The sequence below is a fragment of the Streptacidiphilus sp. MAP12-33 genome (assembly GCF_041261265.1).
Classification (GTDB): Bacteria; Actinomycetota; Actinomycetes; order Streptomycetales; family Streptomycetaceae; genus Streptacidiphilus.
This window is the reverse complement of the sequence record NZ_JBGCCA010000003.1, coordinates 289,265-309,658: the sequence shown is the minus strand read 5'-3', so window position 1 is coordinate 309,658 and position 20,394 is coordinate 289,265. Positions and strand designations below refer to the sequence as shown.

Here is a 20,394-nt window from a genome sequence, read left to right as displayed (position 1 = left end):
GCCCGTCGCTGCCGGCGCCGATGCCGGATGTGATCGCCGCCAAACGACAGAATCGCCGCATATGTCCCGCACAGGGCGATCCCTCACAGGGCGGTCGGCTGGTGGATGAACGCAGTGAAGCTCCCCCGGATGACGGGCCGCCCCGGCAGGGCGCGGGCACGGCGGAGTGCGTGGTCGACGCCCGAGGGTGTGTCGCGCGCTGGAGCGAGGGGGCACAGAGCCTGCTCGGCTACTCGGCCACCGACGTCGTGGGACGGCCCGCCGTCCTCCTGCTGGCCGAACCCGTCCCGTCGGCGGAGGTGACGCGCGCGCTGGCCGCCGGTGGGCCACGGTGGAGTGGCGAGCTCGCCCTGCGCCACCGTGAGGGCCGACGGGTCGACGTGACCGCCGTCGCGCACCACGGCGCGCCAGGGTGCGGACCTGACACCTGGCGCGTCGTCTGCGCGCTGGGCGGCCGGCAGCCGCGGCGCGAGGACGACGACCTGGTGCGCTGGACCCTCGACCAGCTGCCGCGCTGTTCCGTCTCGATCTACGACGCGGACCTCGGGTACCGCCGCTCGAACCAGGCCATGGTGCCCGTCGTCGGCCTGCCGGACGACGCCATCCGGGGCCTGCACATCCATGACATCACCACCCAGCCGCAGACCGGGGCCCTGGCCGCCGCGTTGCGCAGGGCGGTCGACATTGGCGAGCCGAGCCATCTGGAGACCTTCCAGCGCACCGGGGGCCAGCGACGCGTCCACGCGTGGTCCGTCGACTTCGTCCCGCTGAAGGAACCGGGCGGGCCGGTGCGCGGGGTCGCGCTCGTCGCCCACGACATCACCGAGCAGCAATACGCGCGCAAGCGCCTTCTGCTGCTCAACGAGGCCGCCAGCCGCATCGGCAGCACGATCGACCTCGCGCAGACGGCGCGCGAACTGATGGAGGTGACGGTTCCGGAGCGGGCGGACCTCGCCAGTGTCGACCTGCTCACCGCCCTGGAGGGGGATGCCGAGGTGGGCGAGGAGGACCTGCACGGTACCGTGACGCTGCGGCGGTTCGCGCACCGGTTCGCCCCCGGCAGCAGCCCACGTCCCGCTCCCCCACCTGCACGGTGCCGCCCTGGGGATCGAGGTGCTCTACCCCGCCGGCAGCCGGGCGGCCACCAGTTGGGACGCAGACACCGCCGAGCTCCGGGTGACCCTGCCCACGGCGCCCTCGGCCGTACTGCTGCGCCTGTCCCGCGCCGGCGAGGCGCGGGACAGGCCGTAAGGGCCGGGGCGTAGGGCTTGGGCTGCTCAGCGCGGCGGCGCGGTGCTCTCGCGGACGACCAGGGTGGTGGCGATGTCCAACCTGGTCCGTGACACCTCGTCGCCGCGGCCGAGGGCCACGACCAGCCGGGTGGCGGCGGCGGCCATCGCGGTCAGCGGCTGGCGGACCGTCGTCAGCGGCGGGTCCGTCCACTCCGCCACCGGCAGGTCGTCGAACCCCACTACGCTGAGGTCCCCCGGCACGGACAGGCCCAGCTCGCGGGTCGCCTGGAAGACCCCCAGCGCCTGCAGGTCGCTCGCGGTGAAGACCGCGGTGGGCCGGTCCGGACGCGAGAGCAGCTCGCGGGCGGCCGCGTAGCCGTGGTCGCGGGTGATGTGGGTCCGCACCAGCAGCTCGGGGTCAGCGTCCGCGCCGGCCTCCTGGAGCCCGGACAGGTAGCCGGCCACACGGGCGACGCAGAAGGGGTGGTCGGACCCACTGATCATGGCGATGCGGCAGTGCCCCAGACCGGCCAGGTGCTGGACGGCGGCCCGGCCACCCTTCCAATTGGTAGCGCTCACAGATGGCGCGTCCTCGGGGACTTCGCCGAGCGGATCGTAGACGACGAACGCGACTCCTTCGGCCCGCAGCCGCCGGCGCTCGGACTCCTGGAGCCAGGCGACCGAGACCGCGTGCTCCCCGCCGTGGTCGGGCCGCTCCCCGGCGCTCTGCGCCGTGACGCCCTTGCGCCCGAAGTCCTTGGTCAGGACGCCGACGCCGTGCTCCTGGGCGACCTGCTCCACCCCGCGCAGGATCTCGTCCGCCCACATGTGGTGCAGCTCGCGGAAGAGCAGTTCCTCGTCCTCGCCCGGCTCACCAGCCGACTTCCCGGCGCCGTAGGCGGCGAAGAGTTCTCGGGCACGAGCCCTCGTCGCCTCCAGGTCCTCGGGCTCCCCACCCTCGCCGTGGCGCGGCCCGACGGCCGCAGGCCGTACGGAATCCGCGCGGTAGACGAGGGTGACCGACAGCATTCCGTCGTCACGCACCCCGGCGTCGTCGGCCGTGGGTTCTGCAGATCGTCCGTCTGTCACAGCGGCTTCTCACAGTTGACGGGACGCATGCCGTGCCCGGTCGGGAAGGACAGGCTACTCATACTCGGACCTGTGGGAACAGTCTCCTTGAGGTGCACCTGACCCCGTTGGTGCGGCTACGGTGCTGCGGGGGCGAGCTTCTCGAAGAAGAACTCGTGCTTGAGGAAGGACACGTCGTGCTCGTGTCCCGGGTACGGCGGGAGCAGCTGGGCCGCCTGGAAAAGCCGCCAGCCGTCCAGTAGGGCCCCGGTGCCCGTCGGGTACGGGGGGACGTCGCTGTCGCCCGTGGTGGGCGAGGTGCCTCCGGTGCCGTCGTACAGCGACCAGCCGAGGACCCGGGAGTCGAGCGAGGAGTCGCTCAGGTAGAGCACCAGCACCTGCTGGCGCAGCGTGTCGTCCTTGGATTGCGTGAGAGCGGTCATATAGCGGCCTCCTGCGGGCGGTTGGAGACGCGGGTCGCCCAGTGGTCCGCGTCGAAGGTCGGGTTGCCGGTCAGTTCCCGCCACAGCAGGACGCGGTTGTAGATCTCGAGCCGGCCCGAAGCCTGCTCGTACCAGGGGAACTCGGTGACGAGCTCGTCTCTGACCTGCGGGTCGTCCAGGTCGGTGGTGTCCCACAGCAGGCGCTGGCGGACCGTCGGATTGAAACGGATCTTGAACATGTAGCGGGTCAGGTCGCTGTCGTTGCGCCGGCCGCCGTGCCAGATGCCGTGGTGCACAAACACCACCGTCCCGGCCGGACACACGAGTCGGTCCTGGCCCAGGAGGTTCTGGTAGCGCCCGGTGTCGGTCTCGTTGATGCGCCGCAGGTGGCTGCCGGGAACGCTGAGGGTCCCGCCCATCTCCAGGGTGACGTCCTGCGGGTAGTACATCAGCTGGACGTCGAAGGCGTCGGGACGGACGTCGATGATCGCGTCGGCGTGCAGGGACTGGGCGTGCCCGTTGTGGGGCTCGCGCACGTGCACGGCGTGGTGGTCGACGGTCGGCTCGGGTCCGACCAGGCTGTGCAGGGCTCCCGCCACCTCGGGGACGGCGAGCAGCCGCCGGGGGAAGGAGTCGTCGGCGTAGGCCTTGGCCAGGGGCGTCCCGTAGCGGACGTCCGGCACGCCCTGCCCCAGGAACGACAGCGCCTCGGCGTTCATCTCGGGTGGCACGACCGCGTCCAGACGCAGCGAGCCGCGCGCCACGAAGCGCGCCATCTGCACCGAACTGAGTAGTGCTTGACTGTTCTGCATGTCGGCAACGCTAGGTCCGGTGGGCGGCCCGCCGCGTGGGCCGGGATCACCCTCTACTGGTTCATTCTCACCATGCGGCCGCGATGGCGTGCTGCGCCGCGCACCGTGGTAGGAATCGCGTCATGCACGCTGTTTCCGCCTGTCTCGACGAGCCCCCGGTCCTGGCTGCCGTGGGCATCGGGGTGCACGGCCCTGCCGGTCAGGTGGACGACTTCCTGCTGCCGGAGCTGTGGCAGCTCCACCTCTACGACTACGAGGCCGAGCTGATGGTGGCCGGGACCCGGCATGCGATCCGGCCCGGGCGGGTCAGCCTGGTGCCACCGGGCACACCGGTGCGCTACCGCTACCAGGGGCGCTCCCAGCACGTCTTCGTCCACTTCCGCCTCGCGACCGCAGGGGCGCCTCGCGAGATCCCGGTGATCCAGGACGCAGGACCGGAACTCGGCCCCCTCGCGGCACAGTTGAGGGACGCGCTGACAGCGTGGCCGGGCAACCCGGCGCGGACGACGGCCGCCGTGTGGGCGGCGCTGTGGCGGGTGGCCGAACTCGTCCCGGCGCACCCGGGCGCGCCGGAGAGCGTCCACCCCGTGGCGGCGGCTGCCATGGCGCTGATCGAGGAGCGCCTCGCGGAGCCGCTGGCCGTCCCGGAGATCGCGAAGGCGCTGGGCGTCTCGCACAACCACCTGACCCGCCTGTTCCGCGCCGCCACCGGCGAGACCGTCGTCGGCTACATCCGCTCCCGCCGGATGGAGCGGGCGGGCCACTTCCTGCGGGCCACCACGATGTCGATCCCCGCCATCGCCGCGTCCGTCGGCTGCCCGGACCTCCAGGCGTTCAACAAGGCCTGCCGCCGCGAACTCGGCGCCGCCCCACGCGCCATCCGCGCCGGCAGCGGTCCGGCGGCCCGTCAGTGCTGACACACGACACCGCCGGCCGCGCGTCCTCAATGGACCCGCGGCCGGCGCGCAGTCTGGTCCTGCTCGACGGGGCTCAGCGCGGCTGCCGGACCACGGCGACCGCCCCCGGCGCCAGCCCCACCCCCTCCGGTGGCACAGGACGGTCCGTCAGCAGCTCATGGCCGGGGACCTCGGCCGTCCAGGCGCAGTCGCCGTGGTTCATCAGGAACAGCCAGCTGCGCCCGTCGGCCGCATGGCGGCGCACAGCCTCCACCCCCGCGGGCAGGCCCGGCAGTTCCGGGCGGACGCCCGCCTGCTCCGCGAGGGCGGCCACCAGTGCGGCGTAGTGCGGGTCGTCCAGGCAGGTCGAGAGGTACCAGCCCTGGCCGGTCCCGAAGCGATGGCGGGTCAGTGCGGGCCGTCCGGCGAGCATGCCGTGTGTGTACGAGGCCATGGTCTCCGCGCCCTCCACCGACAGGGACTCGCTCCAGTCACCTCCCGTGCTGCCGTCGGACAGGGTGATCGGTTCGTCGGCGGCCAGCGGCCGGTACTCCTCGACCCGGATGCCCAGGGCCTCGCGCAGCGGACCGGCGGGGTAGCCGCCGAGATGCGCCCGGTGGTGTTCGTCGACCGCGCCGGAGAAGTGCTGTACGAGCAGCGTGCCGCCGCCGTCGACGTAGTGGCGCAGCGACTCGGACCCGGCCGCCGAGAGCAGGTACAGCGCCGGGGCGACCACCAGCCGATAGCGGCTCAGATCGGCTTCGGGATGGGCGAAGTCGCAGGTCAGGCCCGCGTCCCAGAACGCGCGGTGGGCGCGGCTCAGCGCCCGGTGGTAGTCGTTCCCTGGGGACGGCAGCCCCTGGCAGTCCAGGGCCCACCAGGCGTCGGAGTCATGCAGCACAGCAGCCTCGGCGCGCACCACCGCCCCCGCGACCTCGCCGAGCCCGGCCACCGCCTCGCCGACGCCGACCGCCTCGCGGAAGATCCGTGAGGCGGGCCCGGCGTGCGGCACCACCGCCGAGTGCCACAGCTCCGCGCCCGCGCGGGACTGTCGCCACTGGAAGAACAGCGTGCCCTCCGAGCCGCGGGCGATGTGGCCGAGCGAGTGCCGCAGCATCTCGCCGGGCTGCTTGGGCAGCACCCGGTCGCCGGCGTAGACGGTACTGGGGCCCTGCTCGATGAGCAGCCACGGCTTGCCGCCGCCGAAGGAGCGGGCGCGGTCCGCGCCGAAGGCGGTGTCGACGCCGGGCACCGCTTCGGGCGGCTCTCACCCGACTCGGTCGGCGGCGACTCAGGTGCAGGACGGACCGCTGTGGTCGGCCGGCTCGGTGGACCCGCACAGCATCGTCTACTGGTCGCAGAGCGACCTCGTACTACGGACCGCCCAACCGCTCACCTCGCTCACCATCGAGCTGCGCGTCGCGCAGACCGGAGGCGTGCGGAACACGGGCACGTGGCGCACCCTGCCCAGCGACGACTTCACCGTCACCGTCCGGCAGGTCGGCGCCACGCTGGTCTACCGCTGGGTGCTCACACCGGGTCTGACCGTGCCGGCCGGACAGTACGAGTTCGCCGCCCAGTTCAACCACGCCGCCGGCGTGCGCGACGCGGGCGGCGACAGCTACCGGATCGACGCGCGGACCTCGGGCGGCTCTCCCGTCGCGGTCTGGGGAGGCTTCACGGCGGCCCGATGAGCGTCGGCCGTGGCGGGCGACCGCGAAGGACCCGCTCTGGTCTGGTTGGATGTGGTTCGTCCCGAACTGTTGACCAGCCGTTGACCTGAGGAGCAGGCCCTGAACACCCCGTCCGCGGAGCTGCTCTCCGTCGTCCTGTTGGTGGCGGTGCTGGTCTGCGCGGTGGTGCGGCCGTGGGGCTGGCCCGAGGCGGTGGTCGCCGTTCCGGCGGCCGCCGTCGTAGTCGGCGCGGGGGCGATCTCCCTGCCCCACGCGGCGGCGGAGGCGGGGCGGCTCGGTCCGGTGATCGGGTTCCTCGCCGCCGTACTGGTGCTCGCTCAGCTCTGCGCCGACGAGGGCCTGTTCCAGGCCTGCGGAGCGTGGATGGCCCACAGCGCCGCCGGACGGCCCAGACGTCTGCTGGTGCAGGTGTTCGCGCTCGCGTCGGTGATCACGGCGGTGCTGAGCCTGGACGCGACCGTCGTGCTGCTCACCCCGGTGGTGTTCGCGACCGCCGCCCGCCTCGGGGCCCGGCCCAAGCCGCACCTGTACGCCTGCACGCACCTGTCCAACACCGCGTCGCTGCTGCTGCCGGTCTCCAACCTGACCAACCTGCTGGCCTTCGCCGCCGCGGGCGTCAGCTTCACCCGCTTCGCCGCCCTGATGACGCTGCCCTGGCTGGTCGCGATCGGCGTCGAGTACCTGGTGCTGCGCCACTTCTTCGCCGCCGACCTGGACGCCGGCGCCGAGGCACCGGCCGCTGCCGACACGCCGCACCTCCCCTGGTTCGCGCTGCTCACCGTGGTCGGGACGCTCGCCGGATTCGTCGTCACCTCCGCGCTCGGCCTCAACCCCGCCTGGGCCGCGTTCGCCGGTGCAACGGTCCTGGCCGTGCGCGCGCTGGTCCGTCGCAGCAGCACCCCGACCGCGATCGTCGGCTCCGCCGCGCTGCCGTTCCTCGCCTTCGTGCTCGCGCTGGGTGTCGTGGTCCGGGCGGTGGTGGACAACGGCCTCGCGTCCGGGCTCGCGCACCTGGTCCCGCACAGCAGCACCCTGCCCGCGCTGCTGGGCGTCGCCGCGTTGGCGGCGGTCCTGGCCAACGTCATCAACAACCTGCCCGCCACCCTGGTGCTTGTCCCACTGGCGGCCCCGGCCGGGGCGGGCGCGGTGCTGGCGGTGCTGCTGGGCGTCAACATCGGACCCAACCTCACCTACGCCGGTTCGCTGGCGACCCTGCTGTGGCGGCGCATCGTGCGTGAGCACGAAGGCGACGTGGATCTGGGCGAGTTCACCCGGCTGGGCTTGCTCGTCGTGCCCGCCGCGCTCACGCTGGCCGTGGTGGCACTGTGGGGGTCACTGCAGATCGTCGGAGGGTGAGCGGGAGCCGTGGCCGTCGTCGTCTGGATCACCGAGGGAACCTGGCCCGCCTGCGTGGACTCCGCCCGCGCCCACGCGCCGGACGACGCCGAGGTGGTCCTGCTGCACGTCCTGGACACCGAGCCGGCGGCGGTGGCGCACGGCGCCTTCGCCGGCCTGCTCGGACGCGCCCACCCCAACCCCGGACACCGACCCGCCACGGGCTGGGGCCGGGACCCCGGTGATGCGGCGGAAGAGACGGCCGCGATCTCGGAGCGGCAGCTCCTCCAGGCGGCGGCCGACCGTCTCGGCCGCCCCTGCGTTCAACAGGCCCGGGCCGGACGCGTGGAACGCGAGGTGGTCGCCGCGGCCGACGGCGCCGACCTGCTGATCCTCGCCCGCGACGGCGATCTCACCCACCTCGGTCCGCACAGTCTCGGCCACGCCACCCGCTTCGTCGTCGACCACGCCCCCTGCCCCGTCCTCCTGGTCTGGCCGAAGGCCGCCCCGGACCTGACGGCGCTCCCGCCGCCTCCCCCGCCCCGTTGAGGGCAGTCGGGGCTCACACCGGTCCCGGCGGCTGCACCGTGAACTGGCCGTTCAGCCCGGCGGCGGGCCTGACGAACGAGCAGATCGGCGAGCGGCTCCTCCTGTCCCCCGGACCGTCTCCACGCACCTGTACCAGCTGTTCGCGAAGTTGGGCGTGACGTCCGGGGCCGCGTTGCGAATCGCGCTCGACCACCGTGAGCGGCTCCCCTGACGGGCCCGACGGCGTCCGCCCTGCCCGGAACGGTCGCGCGGCTGACGGGGACGACCACGGCCGATGCCGTCACGTCAGGTATGTCGGCGGCGGGGACCCAGGCCGGGTCAGTCGCCGGACAACGCGGGTGCGTCCTCTGCCGCGCGCACGCGTTGGGCCACGGCGGCGCTCCAGGGGACACTGAGCAGCACAATCAACCCGAGCCCGAGGAGGGCCGGGGCCGGACGCGCCGCGGCCAGGACGAGGCAGGCGGCGGCGGCAGCCGCCGAGGTCCGGGCCAGCAGACGGTAGAGGTCGCGTTTGCGGCGCCAGTCGGCGAGGGTCCGTGCGACGAGCATGGTGCTGACCAGCACCACGGCCGTCCCGCCACACAGGGTCCAGGCGGTGGCGGGATCGGTGCGCGCGGCGTGGGCGTGCTCGACGAGTCCGACCATGGCTGCGCCCATCGCGGCGACCGCCGCGGTCAGCGGGAGGTGGGCGAGCATCCACTGCGTGGTGGCCGCCGCCGTCGTCCGGGGCTCGCGATGGCCGGCGAAATCGAAGTAGGTCCACCACGCACCGAAGCCGACGACGACGCAGAGCAGCGCGACCGTCAGGGTCGGCACGCTGACGGGTTCGGCCGCCAGGCCGGTGACGACGCCGGTCACGGTCTCACCGAGAACGATGATGATGAGCAGTCCGAACCGTTCGATGAGGGCGTCGGTGACGCTCAGTGCGACGGTCGCGGCGGGTGTTGCCCGCAGGATCACGGCGGCGAAGCCGGTCAGGTAGGCGAGGTCCAGCAGGCCCCACGTCCACAGCCGAGCCGCGGCCGGCAGCACCGCGCTCGCCCCGAGGACGAGCGCACACACCAATGTTCCCGTGACGAACAGCCGGCTGGAGCGGCGGTACTCGGGCCGGTCCCCGCGCGCGGCCAGCAGCCACAGCCCGGCCAGGACGGCGAACAGGACGGAAGCCGTGACCGCGAAGGCCGCCCCACGCCCGCCGCCCACGCCGGGGATGAAGGCCCCGAGCGGGACGAGCACGAGGATCTGCAGCAGGAAGGTGCTGCGGGCGCGCGCGTCCTCACGGCCGTGGAGTTCGTGGTGGAGGCTCCCGTTGACCCAGGCGATCCAGACCAGCCCGAACACGGCCGCGTACTGGCCGAAGCCCGGCCAGGTCAGCTCACCCGCGAGGTGGTGGGCCGCCTGTGCGACCAGCACCACGACCACGAGGTCGTAGAAGAGCTCCAAGGGTCCGACGACGCGTTCGCGCGGCTGCTCTCCGTGCGGACGCGGCGGCTGCCACAGCTGGCTGCGCAGCCTGCTCCAGAACGTGCGCTCGGCGGTCATCACGCGGCAGCCCCGTTCCTGGTCCGTTGCCCCCGGTTCCCGCAGCTCAGGGCGCGCAGGGACGGGTCTCGGTCCAGTCGACCATCAGCCGGCGCTCGGCGAAGAGCCACTCGCCGTCCTGCCGGACGAATTCGTCGAGATAGCGGATGGAGGCGACCATGATCGTGCGCTCGGCGTCCGGCCCGGCGGAGATGTGGTGGGCCAGGCAGTAACTCTCCCCCGTGGCCCGGTCCCCGTCGAGGGAGACGGTGCTCTGGCCGTTGAAGTGGGTGGTGGCCCGGTAGGTGTTCAGGTTGTCGAAGACGGGCGCGAGGGACTCTCGAAGGATCCGGAGGGCAGCGCCGTGAGCGTCAGGACCGATCCCCGGGTCACCCGGACGACGGCCGCGCTGCGTCGCGCGGTCGTCGAGCTCGCCTCGCAGCGGCCCGTGTCCCGGATCACCGTTGCGGAGCTGGCCGAGCGGGCCGGGGTGACCCGGGCGACGTTCTACAACCGCTACGGCACGCCGCTCGATCCGCTGGTCGAGGCGCTCTACGCGGACCTGGAGTCCGGTCACCGGCTGGAGGAGCGACGCCGCACGGAGGGCTCCTCGGGCGCGGAACTGCTGCGGCTGGCGACCGCCGAGGTGGCCGACCACGTCGAGCGTTTCGCCGACGTCTATCGGCACGCCCTCGACGATCCCGCCGACCGCGGCGTCTACGACGCGCTGGCACGTCACTTCGACGGCTACGCGCGCACGTTCCTGACGCGCGCCTCCGGCTGCCGGGAACTGCCGGACGTCAGCCACACGGTCGTCGCCCAGTTCCTGGCCCACGGCTTCGCGGGCGCGATCAGGGCCTGGCTCGCCGACCCGTCCATCGGCAAGGACGCGCTGGTCGACGCCACCGTGGCCTGCGCACCCGCCTGGTGGGCCACCACCGCGGCCGCCGATCCCACCGATGCCGGACCCTGAGGGACCGCACACCGCCGCCGGCTCCGGATCAACCTGGCAACGAAGCGTTCACGGCTCGACCACCGCCCGGAGCGAGGTCGTCGCCGCGTACGCCGCGCCGAGCAGCGGGGCAGCTGCCGGGAGTTCGGCTCCGACCACCGCGACGCGGCCCGCTCGGGCGGGCACCCCGTCGGCCAGTCCCTCGCGCAGCGGTCCGGACACGAGGTCCCAGGACGACGCGATGGAGCCGCCGATCACGAGCACCGACGGGTCGAACGCCGCGAGCACGGGGCCCAGTACCAGGCCCAGCACGCGGAACGCTTCAGAGAAGACACCGGCCGCGGCGGCGTCACCCTGGCGCGCCCGCAGTGCGATCTCCCGCACGTCGGGTGGGGAGGCGCTCCCCGTGGCCTGCCCGTAGGCGCGCCGCAGGGCGCGGCGCGACACGGTCTCCTCAAGGGGCTGTCCGGCGTGACGCAGCAGGTGCATCCGTCCCTCGGGCGGGACGCCGGGACCTGCCTGCACAATGCGCCCGTCGTGCAGGAAGCAGGAGCCGACGCCGGTGCCCAGGGTGATGCCGACCACCGTGCGGTGTCCGCGCGCGGCCCCGGCCCACCACTCGCCGAGGACGAACGCGTCCGCGTCGTTGCAGAAGCCGACGTCACGGACGCCGGGGAGCAGCCGGGTCAGGGCGGCACGGAGGTCCACACCGCGCAACGCGTCGAACTTCCCGACCCCCTCGTAGCGCCCGATGCCGCGCGCGTAGTCGAAGGGGCCCGGCACGGCGACGGCCCAGCGTCCGCTCCCGCCCTCGGGCAGGCGTGCGGCGCACCGCACCAGGGCCGACACGATCGCGTCAGCGCTGCCGTCGCCGTCCAGCGGTTCGCGGAAAGACCGACCACCCCGGAGGGCGCGGGACTCGACGTCCACCTGCGCCGCCGTCACGTGGGTGCCGCCCACGTCCATGACGGAGACGAGACTCCCGTGATCACGGCTCATCGCACCAGGGCCTTGACGTAGCGAACCGGGCCGGTGCCGAGCGCGCGCACGCGGTAGTCACCGACGCAGGCGGGCACCGTCAGGGTCTCGGCGTAGGCGAGCTCGTAGCGGTGTCCGGCGCTCGTCTCGACCAGGACGCCCGCACCCTCCACGACGTTGACGATGTGGAAGCGGCCGTCGGTGCTGTCCTCGACCGTCGCGTCGTTGGCGAGTTCGAAGCGGCGGACCTCGAAGAACATCTCGCGGAGCCGGCCGATCACGTCCTCACGCCAGCCCTCCCCCGCACGCAGCTCCTGTGGCTGCTGGACCAGGTCGCGGGAAACGGCCTCCCCCACCCGGGCGCGGTTGAGGTTCTCGAAGGCGTGGCCGACATGGACGGGACGGGGCCGGCCGGCGCCGTCCTTCCGCAGCCAGTCGTAGAAGCGGAGGCTGTACAGGTAGGGCGTGGCGCTGATCTCCAGCACGACGTTGCCCTCGCCGCTGCCGTGCGGGGTACCGCCGGGGATGAGGAACAGCTGGTGCTGCTCGGCCGGGAAGGTCTGGACGTAGCGCTCGATGTCGAACGGCTCGCCGTCGTGGAAAGCGTGGTCCGCCTCGCGCCGGAACGCCTCCAGGTCGGCGTCCTCGTGCAGGCCCAGGAACACCTTGCGGTCGGGCCCGCCGAGCATCATGTAGTAGGTCTCGTGCTGGGTGTAGGGCCAGCCGAACACCCGCTGCATGTAGTCCGGTTGCGGGTGGCAGTGGACGGAGAGGTTGCCGCCGCCGACGGTGTCGAGGTAGTCGAAGCGGATCGGGAACGAGGTGCCGAACGCGGCGTGCACGGGCACCCCGAGCACCTGCTCGGGGTGCAGCGCGACCAGCGCCTGCAACGGGACCTCGACCCGAGGACCCTCCCGCCCGCCGACGAGGATGCCGCTCTCGGGCGCGATGAGCTCGTAGCCGAGAGCGGTGTTGGCGGCCTCGCGGTTGAAGCCGAGCTCCTCCTGGGCCCAGTGTCCGCCCCAGGACGTGGTGTTGAAGGTGGGCCGGGTGCGGAACGGCTGGGTGGCCAGGTCGGCCAGGGCGCCGCGCAGCGCCGGTCCGGAGAGCCAGGCGGGCGTCGCGGGGTCCTGGGTGTCGAGCCACAGGTCGATGTCGGTGAGGATCGTGTCGCGGTGCCGGTCGAGGACGGGCCAGTCGATGTAGAACAGGCGGCGGGTCGTCCCGGCGCCGCTTCCGGCGGGCTGGCCCAGATTGCTGCCGGTGCCGCCGGTGATCGCGGCCTCGGCGTAGCGCTTGGGCAGGTCCGCATACCAGAGCCGGTCGTGGGCGACCAGCGCGGCGCCCGGGCCGAAGACGACGGTCACGCCGCCGGGAACCGGCTGGACCTCGGGTGTCCCGGCGAAGAAGTCGGCCAGTCCCGCCTGGGAGAGGGGCGCGAAGTCCGGGTCGTCCTCCAGGACGGCGGACGCCGTGAGGGCAAGGATGTCCTGCCAGTCGGCGTAGTGCTCACGCAGGTCGAGCGGCTTCGCCGCGATCTCGCGGGCGGCCAGGGCATCGCAGACCCCGGCGGCGACCGCCTCCCAGTCGACGGCGACCGGGCCGTCGACGGCGAGGACCAGCCCCGGGGTGAGCCCGGCGACGGCCTCACGGTATCCGGCACCGACCTCCGCGGTGACGCTGTGACAGGGTTCGGCTTCGTAGCCGCGAACCAGCGACATGGTGCTGTCGGCCTTTCTCGAGGAAGTGCGATGTGCGATGGCGTTCAGTCGGCCGGACCGAAACCGGTCAGCGTGCCGATCCCCTCGACGGTCAGCGTGTGCGGGCGCGTGACCGGGCCGCCGTGGGCGAAGCTCGGGTCGAGATCGAACAGTGCGGAGAGCACCGCCTCGGTCGCGGCCGCACCCGCGATGCAGTCGCGGTTGGAGACGCCGCGTTCGGCGACCTGGGCACGGTGCTCGCCGTCCGGGCCGGTGACGATCTCCATGGCCTGTCCCCAGACACCGCCCGACGCCGCGGCGGTCAGATCGCGCAGGAGCGTGACGGCCCGGTCCCGGTAGCCGAGGCGGGCCAGGCCGTGGGCGGTGACGCCGGGCCAGGCGCAGAACGCGCCGGCGGCGCCGTGGTCGGGCCGGTCGGAGGCGGCCGCGATCGGGTCGTCCGGACTCAGCGCGCGCATCCAACCGCCCACCAACAGGCGGTCGGTGACGAAGTCGGCCATCTCGCGGCGCGTGTCCGCGCTGAGATCGCGGTACAGGTGGGCCGAGACCAGGCCGAAGTCCAGGCAGTGGCCGATCGTGTCGGTGCCGTCGGGGCGGCGGATCTGCCAGCGGCCCGCGCCGGCGTACAGGTCGAGGACCGCCTTGGCCAGCACGTCCGCCTCGGCCTCGGCCCGGGCAGCGTCCTCGTGGCGGCCGCGCTGCCGGTACAGGCCGGCGAGCGAGCGGGTCGCCCCCACGTAGGCGCCGTTGAAGGAGGCGACGACGCCGGTATAGGTGGGGACGCACTCCAGCAGGTTCCACGCGTCGTCACCGAAGTCGGCGAGGACCCCGCCCGTGGCGGCGCTGCGCTTGTCGCGCCAGCCGAAGCCGAGCCGCTCCAGGTGTTCCAGGACCGTCGCCCCGCCGGTCTCCACGTCGAGGAAGGCGGTGTCCCCGGTGAGGCAGACGTAGTGCTCGATCAGCCGGAACAGGGCGTGGTCGTTGGCGCTGTAGGCGTTGCCCAGCGGTCCGCCGCTGCGCGCCTCTATGCCAAAGGAGTCCCGGTAAGGGCCGGCCAGGACGCGGGTCAGCCACGAGCGCAGCCCGGCGGGTTCCAGCAGCGCGTACATCCGGCTCCACTCGCAGTGGTCCCAGAAGTACGTGGTGGTGGGCCCGAGGCGCGGGCCGCCGGTGAGGAATACCGGCTCGCCCGGCCGGATCCGGATGTTGCGCATGTACAGCGCCTGGAGCGCGCCGAGGTAGTACGTCTCCGCGAGACCCGCATCCTCGGTGGTCAGCACGGGCAGGTGCCCGGAGAAGTCGCCGTTGCCCGGCGTGAACATGTTGGTCCAGTGCGCCCGCCAGCCCTCCTCTCCCGCGCGCACTGTCCCCTCGAAGTCCGCCGCCGCGGCGCGGGCCTCGGCCATGACGGTCGCGGCGTCGGTCCCGTAGGCGCAGGCCAGCGCCACGGTCGTGCTCTGGCCGGGCTCGATCCGGACGGTCCAGGTGGCGCAGCCGCCGGGGCCCTCGGCCTGGAGGCTGGACGGCCCTTCGGCGAAGGCGTATGCGGCGCGAGCGGAGGACCGGGTGTCCGCGATGGCGACGGCCTGGCCGTCCAGGCGCGCGGTCCAGCGGCGCGAGCGGGTCCAGTGCCGGGTGCGGGCGATCTCCTGGCCGTCGAGGTGCAGCGCGACGTGGTCGGCCTCGATGCGGGCGCTGACCCGGTGCCACTCCCCGGCGCGCGGCTCGGCGTCGGTGAGCTCCCGCTCCCCGGTGATACCGAGCCAGAGGCGGCCGCCGTCCAGTCCGATCTGCAGCGAGTCGGGGTGGTTGCCGTGGGTGAGCACGGTGCCCGTCTGACCCTCGGTGTCCAGGCGCAGGTCGAGGGTGATCGTCTGGCCGGGGGCGAGGGCGAAGGGGTCCAGGGTCGCCTCGTCCTCGACGGCCAGCGTGATCGCGTCGTCGGCGCGGAGGACCGACGTGCCGTCACCGGACTCGATGCGGAGTGCGCGGACGGTGCCCGCGACGCCGACGCGGGGTTCGGGCTCCTTGTCGTGGCTGACGTGGGCGGGGAGTGCGTCGTCCAGCAGCATCGGGCCGTGGTCCTCGTCGCGCTGGATCCCGGGGACACGCGGCCGGCCGAGGCGGAGCTTTCGCGAGGCGGGTGAGAGCAGGTAGGAGCCGCCGCGGCCCCCGGTGGTGGCCCGGATTCGCTCCAGTGCCATGAAGTCGTGGTGCTGGCCGTGGTTCCACGGGCCGTCGTAGAGCCAGCCGTAGCCGACCTCGCTGTGGGCGACCATGGCGAACAGGTCCTGGGACAGCTCGACGGTCCTGGCGTCGGCGCCCTCGTTGGTGACGGTGACCCGCCACAGCAGCAGGTCCCGGGAGAGTGCCATCCGGGTGTCGGTGCTCAGCCGCAGTCCGTCGCCGCGGTGCTCGCGGGTGACGCCCCACGGCTTCCAGCGGAAGCGCTGGGCCGCCGGGACGGAGCCGTCCACGCGCAGTTCGCCGGTGTGGTAGCCGAACGTGAACGGCGGGGCGACCAGCCAGGACAGCGAGGTCAGATCGTGGTTGACGTGGCCCTGGCCCTGCTGGTTGCGCAGCGACGGCAGGTGGGCTATCTCGTCCAGGCCGACCCAGCGTCCGGCCACGGCGTCCAGGTCGGGGACAGCGGCCTCGACGACGGGGGCCGCTTCGGTCTTGGTGGTCACTTGCCGGCTCCCGAGGTGAGTCCGGCGATGAACTGCTTCTGCAGGGTCAGGTAGCTCGCGACCGGGATGACCGCCGCCAGCAGCATCACGCCGAACAGCTGCGCGTAGTTGGTGGAGTACTGGCCGACCGACAGGTAGATGCCGGTGGTGATCGTCTGGCCCTTGAGCGGGCCGAGGATGAACTGCGGGTTCATGAAGTCGTTCCAGATCCACAGCGACAGGAAGATCGTCACGGTGGCGGTGGCCGGGCGCAGCAGCGGCATGACGATCGTCCACCAGATCCGCAGGCTGCCGGCGCCGTCCACGGTCGCCGCCTCGATCACCTCGGCGGGGACGGAGCGCAGGAAGCCGGAGTAGACGAAGACCGCGAAGGACAGGTAGCCGCCACCGACGTTGGCGAGGATCAGCCCGGGATAGGTGTGGTCCAGGTGCAGGAAGGTCAGGATGCGGATCGTGGGCAGCAGCACCACGGCGGGCGGGATCATCAGACCGGCCGCGAAGCCGGCCAGCACGATCCCCCGGAAGCGGGCGGACCGCCGGGACAGCCAGAAGCTGAACGCGGAGCCGAGCGGGATGATCAGCAGCACCGAGGCGATCACGGTGACCGCGGAGTTGCTCAGGCCGATCTCGATGATGCGGTCGGGCCGCGACAGGGCGTCGGTGAGGTTCCCCAGGGTCGGCGGCGCCGGCGGGGCCGCCGGGTTGCGGATGATCTGGTCCTGCGACTTGAACGCGTTGACAAGGGTGAGGTAGATCGGACTGACGAAGGCCAGCGTGATCAGGCCCGCCGCCACCAGGTGTCCCCTGGTGGCCCAGGCCCGCAGGCCGCGGCGCGGCACGGTCACGGCGGCGGGGGTGACGGTGACGGCCGGACGCTGGGCGGCCGTCCGCTGCTCGGTCGGTGCGGTCACAGTTCGACCTCCCTGCGGCGCAGCAGGCTGGTGACGGTCAGGGCGATGCCCGCGGAGACGACGAGCAGCAGCATGGCGACGGCCGAGGCGTAGCCGTAGCGGTCGTCGGTGAAGGCGAGCTGGATGATGTAGAGGGCGGTGGACTGCGTGGAGTCGGCGGGGCCGCCCGAGGTGAGCACCGCGATGATGTCGTAGAGCTTCAGCATGGTGATCAGCGAGATGGTGACGCTGATCGTCGTACCGGGGGCGAGCATCGGGAAGGTGATGTGCCGGAACCGCTTCCAGCGGCCGGCCCCGTCGACCATCGCGGCCTGGTAGAGCTCGACCGGGATGGACTGGAGCGCGGCGAGGTGGACCACGGTGGTGAACCCCGTCAGCACCCAGGCGGCGACCAGGCCGACGGAGAACATCGCCAGGTGGGGCGTGCCGAGCCAGGTGACCGGCTTGCCGATGATCCCCAGCGAGAGCAGGACGCTGTTGAGGATGCCGTCCTGGGCCAGGATGTAGCGCCAGACGAAGGCGACGATCACACCGGACAGCACCTGGGGCAGGAACGCCACCGTGCGCATCATCCGGAAGCTCAGCGAGCTCTTGTTGAGCAGCGTCGCGAACCCGATCCCGGCCGCGTTGGCGACGAGCGTCACCGCACCGGCGAGGATCAGTGTGAACGTGAGGCTCGCGGCCAGCGCGCTGTCGTGCGTCATCTCCGTGTAGTTGGCGATCCCGACGAAGCGGGACTGCGCCAGCAGCGGGTTCTCGTCGGTCAGGCTCTTCCAGGCGCTCATGATCACCGGCACGAGGATGAACAGGGCGTACAGGCCCAGCGCGACGACGGCGATGGCGCCGAGGGCGGGGTCGCCGCGGCGTGGGCGGGCTCGGGTGGTCATGGCTCTTCCCTTGAGGAATCGGCGGCAGGGAGTCCGGCGCCGTGCCGGTGCGGGGCACGGCGCCGGATGCGAGGAGGCGAAGACGGGCTGCTACTTGGTGGCCGCGTCCCAGGCGGCGTCGAGCTTGGCCATCTGCCCGTTCACGTCGTCCGAGGTGAACAGCGCCTGGCTGGCCGCGTAGAAGGCGTCGTTGAGGCCGGAGGGCATGGAGTCGTCGTTGGTCGCCCAGCCGAACGCCGAGACCTTGGTGTTCTGGTCGGTGACGTAGGCGTACGAGTCCTTGAAGACCTGGGTGACGTTCACGTTGTAGTCGGCCAGGGTCTTGCCCTTGAGCATGGGGAACGCGCCGTCGCCCTCGATCAGCGTCTTGTAGTTGGCCGGGTCCAGCGACCAGGCCTCGGCGAAGGCGGTGGCCTTGGCCGGGTCGGCCGTCTTGGCGCTGATGGCCATGGAACCGCCGACCGCGAACGGCACGACGAGCGAGCCGTCGTCGGTCGGGGTCATGAAGGAGCCGAAGTCGGCGGCGTTGGCCTTGGGCACGGAGCCCAGGAACCAGCTGCCCATCATGTACATCGCGGTCTTGCCGGAGGTGAAGTTGGTGATCGAGTCGGCGTACTTGACGCCCAGCGCGCCGTCCTCGAAGTCACCGTTCTTGACCATGGTGCGGTACTTGGCCACGGCCGCCTCCACGTTGGCGTCCGTGAAGTGGACCTTGCCGGCGTAGCGCTCCTGCAGCCAGTTCGGGTCCTTGCCCAGCACGTCAGCGGACAGGATGCCGACCAGCGGCATCGACGCGGCGAAGGGGTCACCGCCGCCGAGCTCGATCGGGGTCATTCCGGCCGCCTTGAGCTTGGCGTTGACCGCCATGAAGTCCGCCCAGGTCTTCGGCACGGCGGTGATGCCGGCCTTGGCGAACATCTTCTTGTTGTAGAAGACCATGGGGATGATCTGGGAGTTGGTCGGCGGGATGTAGACCTTGCCCTTGTAGGCGTTGCCCATGGGCAGCATGAAGTTGGCGTTGACCCAGTTCTGGTCGTACGGCTTGAGCAGGCCGGCCGTGGCGAACGTCGAGGGCGTGATCGACTGGAGCAGGTCGGGGAACTGCCCGGACGCCTGGAGCTGCTTGGCGTACGCGTCACGGTCCGTGCTGGGGGCGACGATCTTCTTGATCGTCAGACCCGGGACCTTCTTCTCGCCGTTCGCGATCGAGGTGTCCCAGAACGACGTGGTCAGGCTGGGGGTCTCGAAGGTGAGGTACGTCAGGGTGGTGCCGCCCGCAGCCGTCGAGCCGCCGGTCGACGCGGCAGAGCATCCGGTGAGCAGGGCGAGCCCTGCGGCGATGCAGGCCGCAGTCAGACGAGTGTGCCGCATGGGAGTCTCTCCTGAGGGGGTGATGTGACCCGATGAGGGATGCCGAGGGGTGGGGGCGGATCGTGGTGCGTATCGACGCCTGGTCACCTTCGAGATAACGTTATCGCGAGGATAGGCTCGCGTTGCGGGAATGTGTCAAGAGTCGATCTGATAACGGTCCACAGGAAGAACGAGGAGTCAGCGGCATGAGTCAGGCACGGGGCGGGAACGGCGGCCGCCCGAAGCGGCCGACGATGGTCGACGTCGCCCGCGAGGCCGGGGTGGCCCTCCGGACGGTCTCGCGGGTGGTCAACAACGACCCCACCGTAGGGCCCGAATATGTGAGCAAGGTCGAGGCCGCCATCGCCGCCCTGAACTTCCGTCCCGACGAGCGCGCGCGGCAGCTGCGCACCGGCGTCACGGGGACCATCGGCGCCGCCGTGCGAAGGATCGCCGAGGTCAACGCGGAACTGGCCGCCATCGAGCAGACGGCCCGCGACTGCGGGCTGACGCTGCTGGCGGCCTCCACCGACTTCGACGAGCCCCGCGAGCGGGAGATCCTGATCTCCATGTGCCGCCAGCGCCTGGACGGCATCATCGTCGAGCCCTTCGGCGAGAACCACGCCTACCTCCAGCCCGAGCTTGACGCGGGCATGCCGCTGGTCGCGATGGACCGGCCGATGAGCGGCGTCTCGGTGGACTGCGTCATGTCCGACAACGCCTCCGGTATCGGCATCGCGTTCCACCACCTCACCCAGCACGGGCACCGCCGGATCGCCTACATCGGCGACAGCGAGCTCGTCTTCTCGGGCCGGGAGCGCGCCGCCGCGTTCCGCGCCGCGCTGCGGGCCCACGGCCAGCCGATCGAGGGTCTGGTGCACCCCGGCCCGATCAACACCGAGCGCGTCTGCGCCGCCCTGGACAGCGTGCTGCACGGCGACGATCCGGCGACCGCCCTGGTCACGGGCAACATGGACACCACGCTGACGGCGCTGCGGTGCCTGGGCCCGCAGGCCGCCGCGCAGCTGGCGATCGTCGGCTTCGACGAGGTGCCCCTCGCCGACCTCCTCCAGCCGGCCCTCACCGTGGTCGCCCAGGAGACCTTCACGATCGGCCGGACGGCCGTCGAACTGCTCCGGGCCCGGATGGCCGACCCGAGCCGCCCGGTCCAGACCGTGGTCGTACCGGTGACCTTGAAGGTCCGCGGCTCGGGCGAGGTGAGGCCCTAGGCCGTGTCTGACAATTCGCGTCGGATCAGCCCTCGTCGTCTGGCGCCGTGCATCGCAAGGCGGAGGGTCGGCCTCGTACCGGATGTACTCGGCCGGGCCCGACAACGCAGCGAGGTGCGGCGCCAG

19 protein-coding genes are annotated in these 20,394 nt (G+C 72.2%); 7 read left to right on the top strand and 12 right to left on the bottom strand.

Translation table 11 applies throughout. From position 1 onward, the window contains the following. The first annotated feature begins 20 nt into the window (after window positions 1-20). A complete protein-coding gene (locus ABH931_RS05880; protein ID WP_370110559.1) occupies window positions 21-1,265 on the top strand; it encodes a PAS domain-containing protein in 1,245 nt (414 codons plus the stop codon). 12 nt (window positions 1,266-1,277) lie between these two features. Here the strand turns inward: ABH931_RS05880 and ABH931_RS05875 are convergent, their stop codons facing one another. The 3 genes from ABH931_RS05875 to ABH931_RS05865 form a co-directional block, all read right to left on the bottom strand. Then, window positions 1,278-2,321, bottom strand: a complete 1,044-nt coding sequence (locus tag ABH931_RS05875) for a substrate-binding domain-containing protein (RefSeq protein WP_370110557.1) — start codon at window positions 2,319-2,321, stop codon at window positions 1,278-1,280. A gap of 116 nt (window positions 2,322-2,437) precedes the next feature. After that, window positions 2,438-2,743: a hypothetical protein gene (locus ABH931_RS05870; protein ID WP_370110556.1), complete on the bottom strand. Its 306-nt coding sequence runs from the start codon at window positions 2,741-2,743 to the stop codon at window positions 2,438-2,440. Continuing rightward, window positions 2,740-3,555, bottom strand: a complete 816-nt coding sequence (locus ABH931_RS05865; RefSeq protein ID WP_370110554.1) for a phytanoyl-CoA dioxygenase family protein — start codon at window positions 3,553-3,555, stop codon at window positions 2,740-2,742. Before ABH931_RS05865 ends, ABH931_RS05870 begins: the two co-directional genes overlap by 4 nt. Window positions 3,556-3,677: 122 nt before the next feature. Here ABH931_RS05865 and ABH931_RS05860 point away from each other — a divergent pair, with 122 nt between their 5' ends. Further along, entirely contained in the window at window positions 3,678-4,472 is a 795-nt protein-coding gene (locus ABH931_RS05860; protein ID WP_370110552.1) for an AraC family transcriptional regulator, read from the top strand. A gap of 73 nt (window positions 4,473-4,545) precedes the next feature. Here the strand turns inward: ABH931_RS05860 and ABH931_RS05855 are convergent, their stop codons facing one another. Further along, the gene (locus ABH931_RS05855) at window positions 4,546-5,703 is read right to left on the bottom strand and encodes a beta-galactosidase trimerization domain-containing protein (RefSeq protein WP_370110550.1); all 1,158 of its coding nucleotides are present in this window, start codon (window positions 5,701-5,703) and stop codon (window positions 4,546-4,548) included. A 43-nt stretch (window positions 5,704-5,746) separates the two neighbouring features. On the opposite strand from ABH931_RS05855, the gene ABH931_RS05850 reads away from it, so the two are divergent. The 3 genes from ABH931_RS05850 (at window position 5,747) to ABH931_RS05840 (ending at window position 8,029) form a co-directional block, all read left to right on the top strand. Further along, window positions 5,747-6,145, top strand: a complete 399-nt coding sequence (locus tag ABH931_RS05850) for a hypothetical protein (RefSeq protein ID WP_370110548.1) — start codon at window positions 5,747-5,749, stop codon at window positions 6,143-6,145. A 99-nt stretch (window positions 6,146-6,244) separates the two neighbouring features. Then, on the top strand, window positions 6,245-7,501 hold the full coding sequence (locus ABH931_RS05845; RefSeq protein ID WP_370110586.1) for an SLC13 family permease: 1,257 nt from the start codon (window positions 6,245-6,247) through the stop codon (window positions 7,499-7,501). Window positions 7,502-7,510: 9 nt separating this feature from the next. Further along, window positions 7,511-8,029, top strand: coding sequence for a universal stress protein (locus tag ABH931_RS05840; protein WP_370110546.1), 519 nt, complete (start codon window positions 7,511-7,513; stop codon window positions 8,027-8,029). Window positions 8,030-8,347: 318 nt separating this feature from the next. Here ABH931_RS05840 and ABH931_RS05835 read toward each other — a convergent pair whose 3' ends face one another. After that, on the bottom strand, window positions 8,348-9,571 hold the full coding sequence (locus tag ABH931_RS05835) for a low temperature requirement protein A (RefSeq protein WP_370110544.1): 1,224 nt from the start codon (window positions 9,569-9,571) through the stop codon (window positions 8,348-8,350). 46 nt (window positions 9,572-9,617) lie between these two features. Beyond that, on the bottom strand, window positions 9,618-9,863 hold the full coding sequence (locus ABH931_RS05830; RefSeq protein ID WP_370110585.1) for a nuclear transport factor 2 family protein: 246 nt from the start codon (window positions 9,861-9,863) through the stop codon (window positions 9,618-9,620). A gap of 51 nt (window positions 9,864-9,914) precedes the next feature. Between ABH931_RS05830 and ABH931_RS05825 the strand changes: the two genes are divergently transcribed. Beyond that, window positions 9,915-10,523, top strand: coding sequence for a TetR/AcrR family transcriptional regulator (locus ABH931_RS05825; protein ID WP_370110543.1), 609 nt, complete (start codon window positions 9,915-9,917; stop codon window positions 10,521-10,523). A gap of 48 nt (window positions 10,524-10,571) precedes the next feature. Here the strand turns inward: ABH931_RS05825 and ABH931_RS05820 are convergent, their stop codons facing one another. The 6 genes from ABH931_RS05820 to ABH931_RS05795 form a co-directional block, all read right to left on the bottom strand. Continuing rightward, window positions 10,572-11,501 carry an ROK family protein gene (locus ABH931_RS05820; protein WP_370110541.1) on the bottom strand — a complete coding sequence of 310 codons (930 nt, stop codon included), beginning with the start codon at window positions 11,499-11,501 and terminating at the stop codon, window positions 10,572-10,574. Further along, entirely contained in the window at window positions 11,498-13,201 is a 1,704-nt protein-coding gene (locus ABH931_RS05815) for a class I mannose-6-phosphate isomerase (RefSeq protein ID WP_370110539.1), read from the bottom strand. Before ABH931_RS05815 ends, ABH931_RS05820 begins: the two co-directional genes overlap by 4 nt. A gap of 44 nt (window positions 13,202-13,245) precedes the next feature. Next, window positions 13,246-15,891: a hypothetical protein gene (locus ABH931_RS05810; RefSeq protein ID WP_370110537.1), complete on the bottom strand. Its 2,646-nt coding sequence runs from the start codon at window positions 15,889-15,891 to the stop codon at window positions 13,246-13,248. Further along, entirely contained in the window at window positions 15,888-16,802 is a 915-nt protein-coding gene (locus tag ABH931_RS05805) for a carbohydrate ABC transporter permease (RefSeq protein ID WP_370110536.1), read from the bottom strand. The genes ABH931_RS05810 and ABH931_RS05805 overlap by 4 nt, the downstream gene beginning before the upstream one ends. Next, entirely contained in the window at window positions 16,799-17,689 is an 891-nt protein-coding gene (locus ABH931_RS05800; protein WP_370110534.1) for a carbohydrate ABC transporter permease, read from the bottom strand. The genes ABH931_RS05805 and ABH931_RS05800 overlap by 4 nt, the downstream gene beginning before the upstream one ends. A gap of 90 nt (window positions 17,690-17,779) precedes the next feature. Continuing rightward, entirely contained in the window at window positions 17,780-19,060 is a 1,281-nt protein-coding gene (locus ABH931_RS05795; protein ID WP_370110532.1) for an ABC transporter substrate-binding protein, read from the bottom strand. 185 nt (window positions 19,061-19,245) lie between these two features. Between ABH931_RS05795 and ABH931_RS05790 the strand changes: the two genes are divergently transcribed. After that, the gene (locus ABH931_RS05790) at window positions 19,246-20,268 is read left to right on the top strand and encodes a LacI family DNA-binding transcriptional regulator (RefSeq protein WP_370110530.1); all 1,023 of its coding nucleotides are present in this window, start codon (window positions 19,246-19,248) and stop codon (window positions 20,266-20,268) included. The last annotated feature ends 126 nt before the right edge of the window (window positions 20,269-20,394 follow it).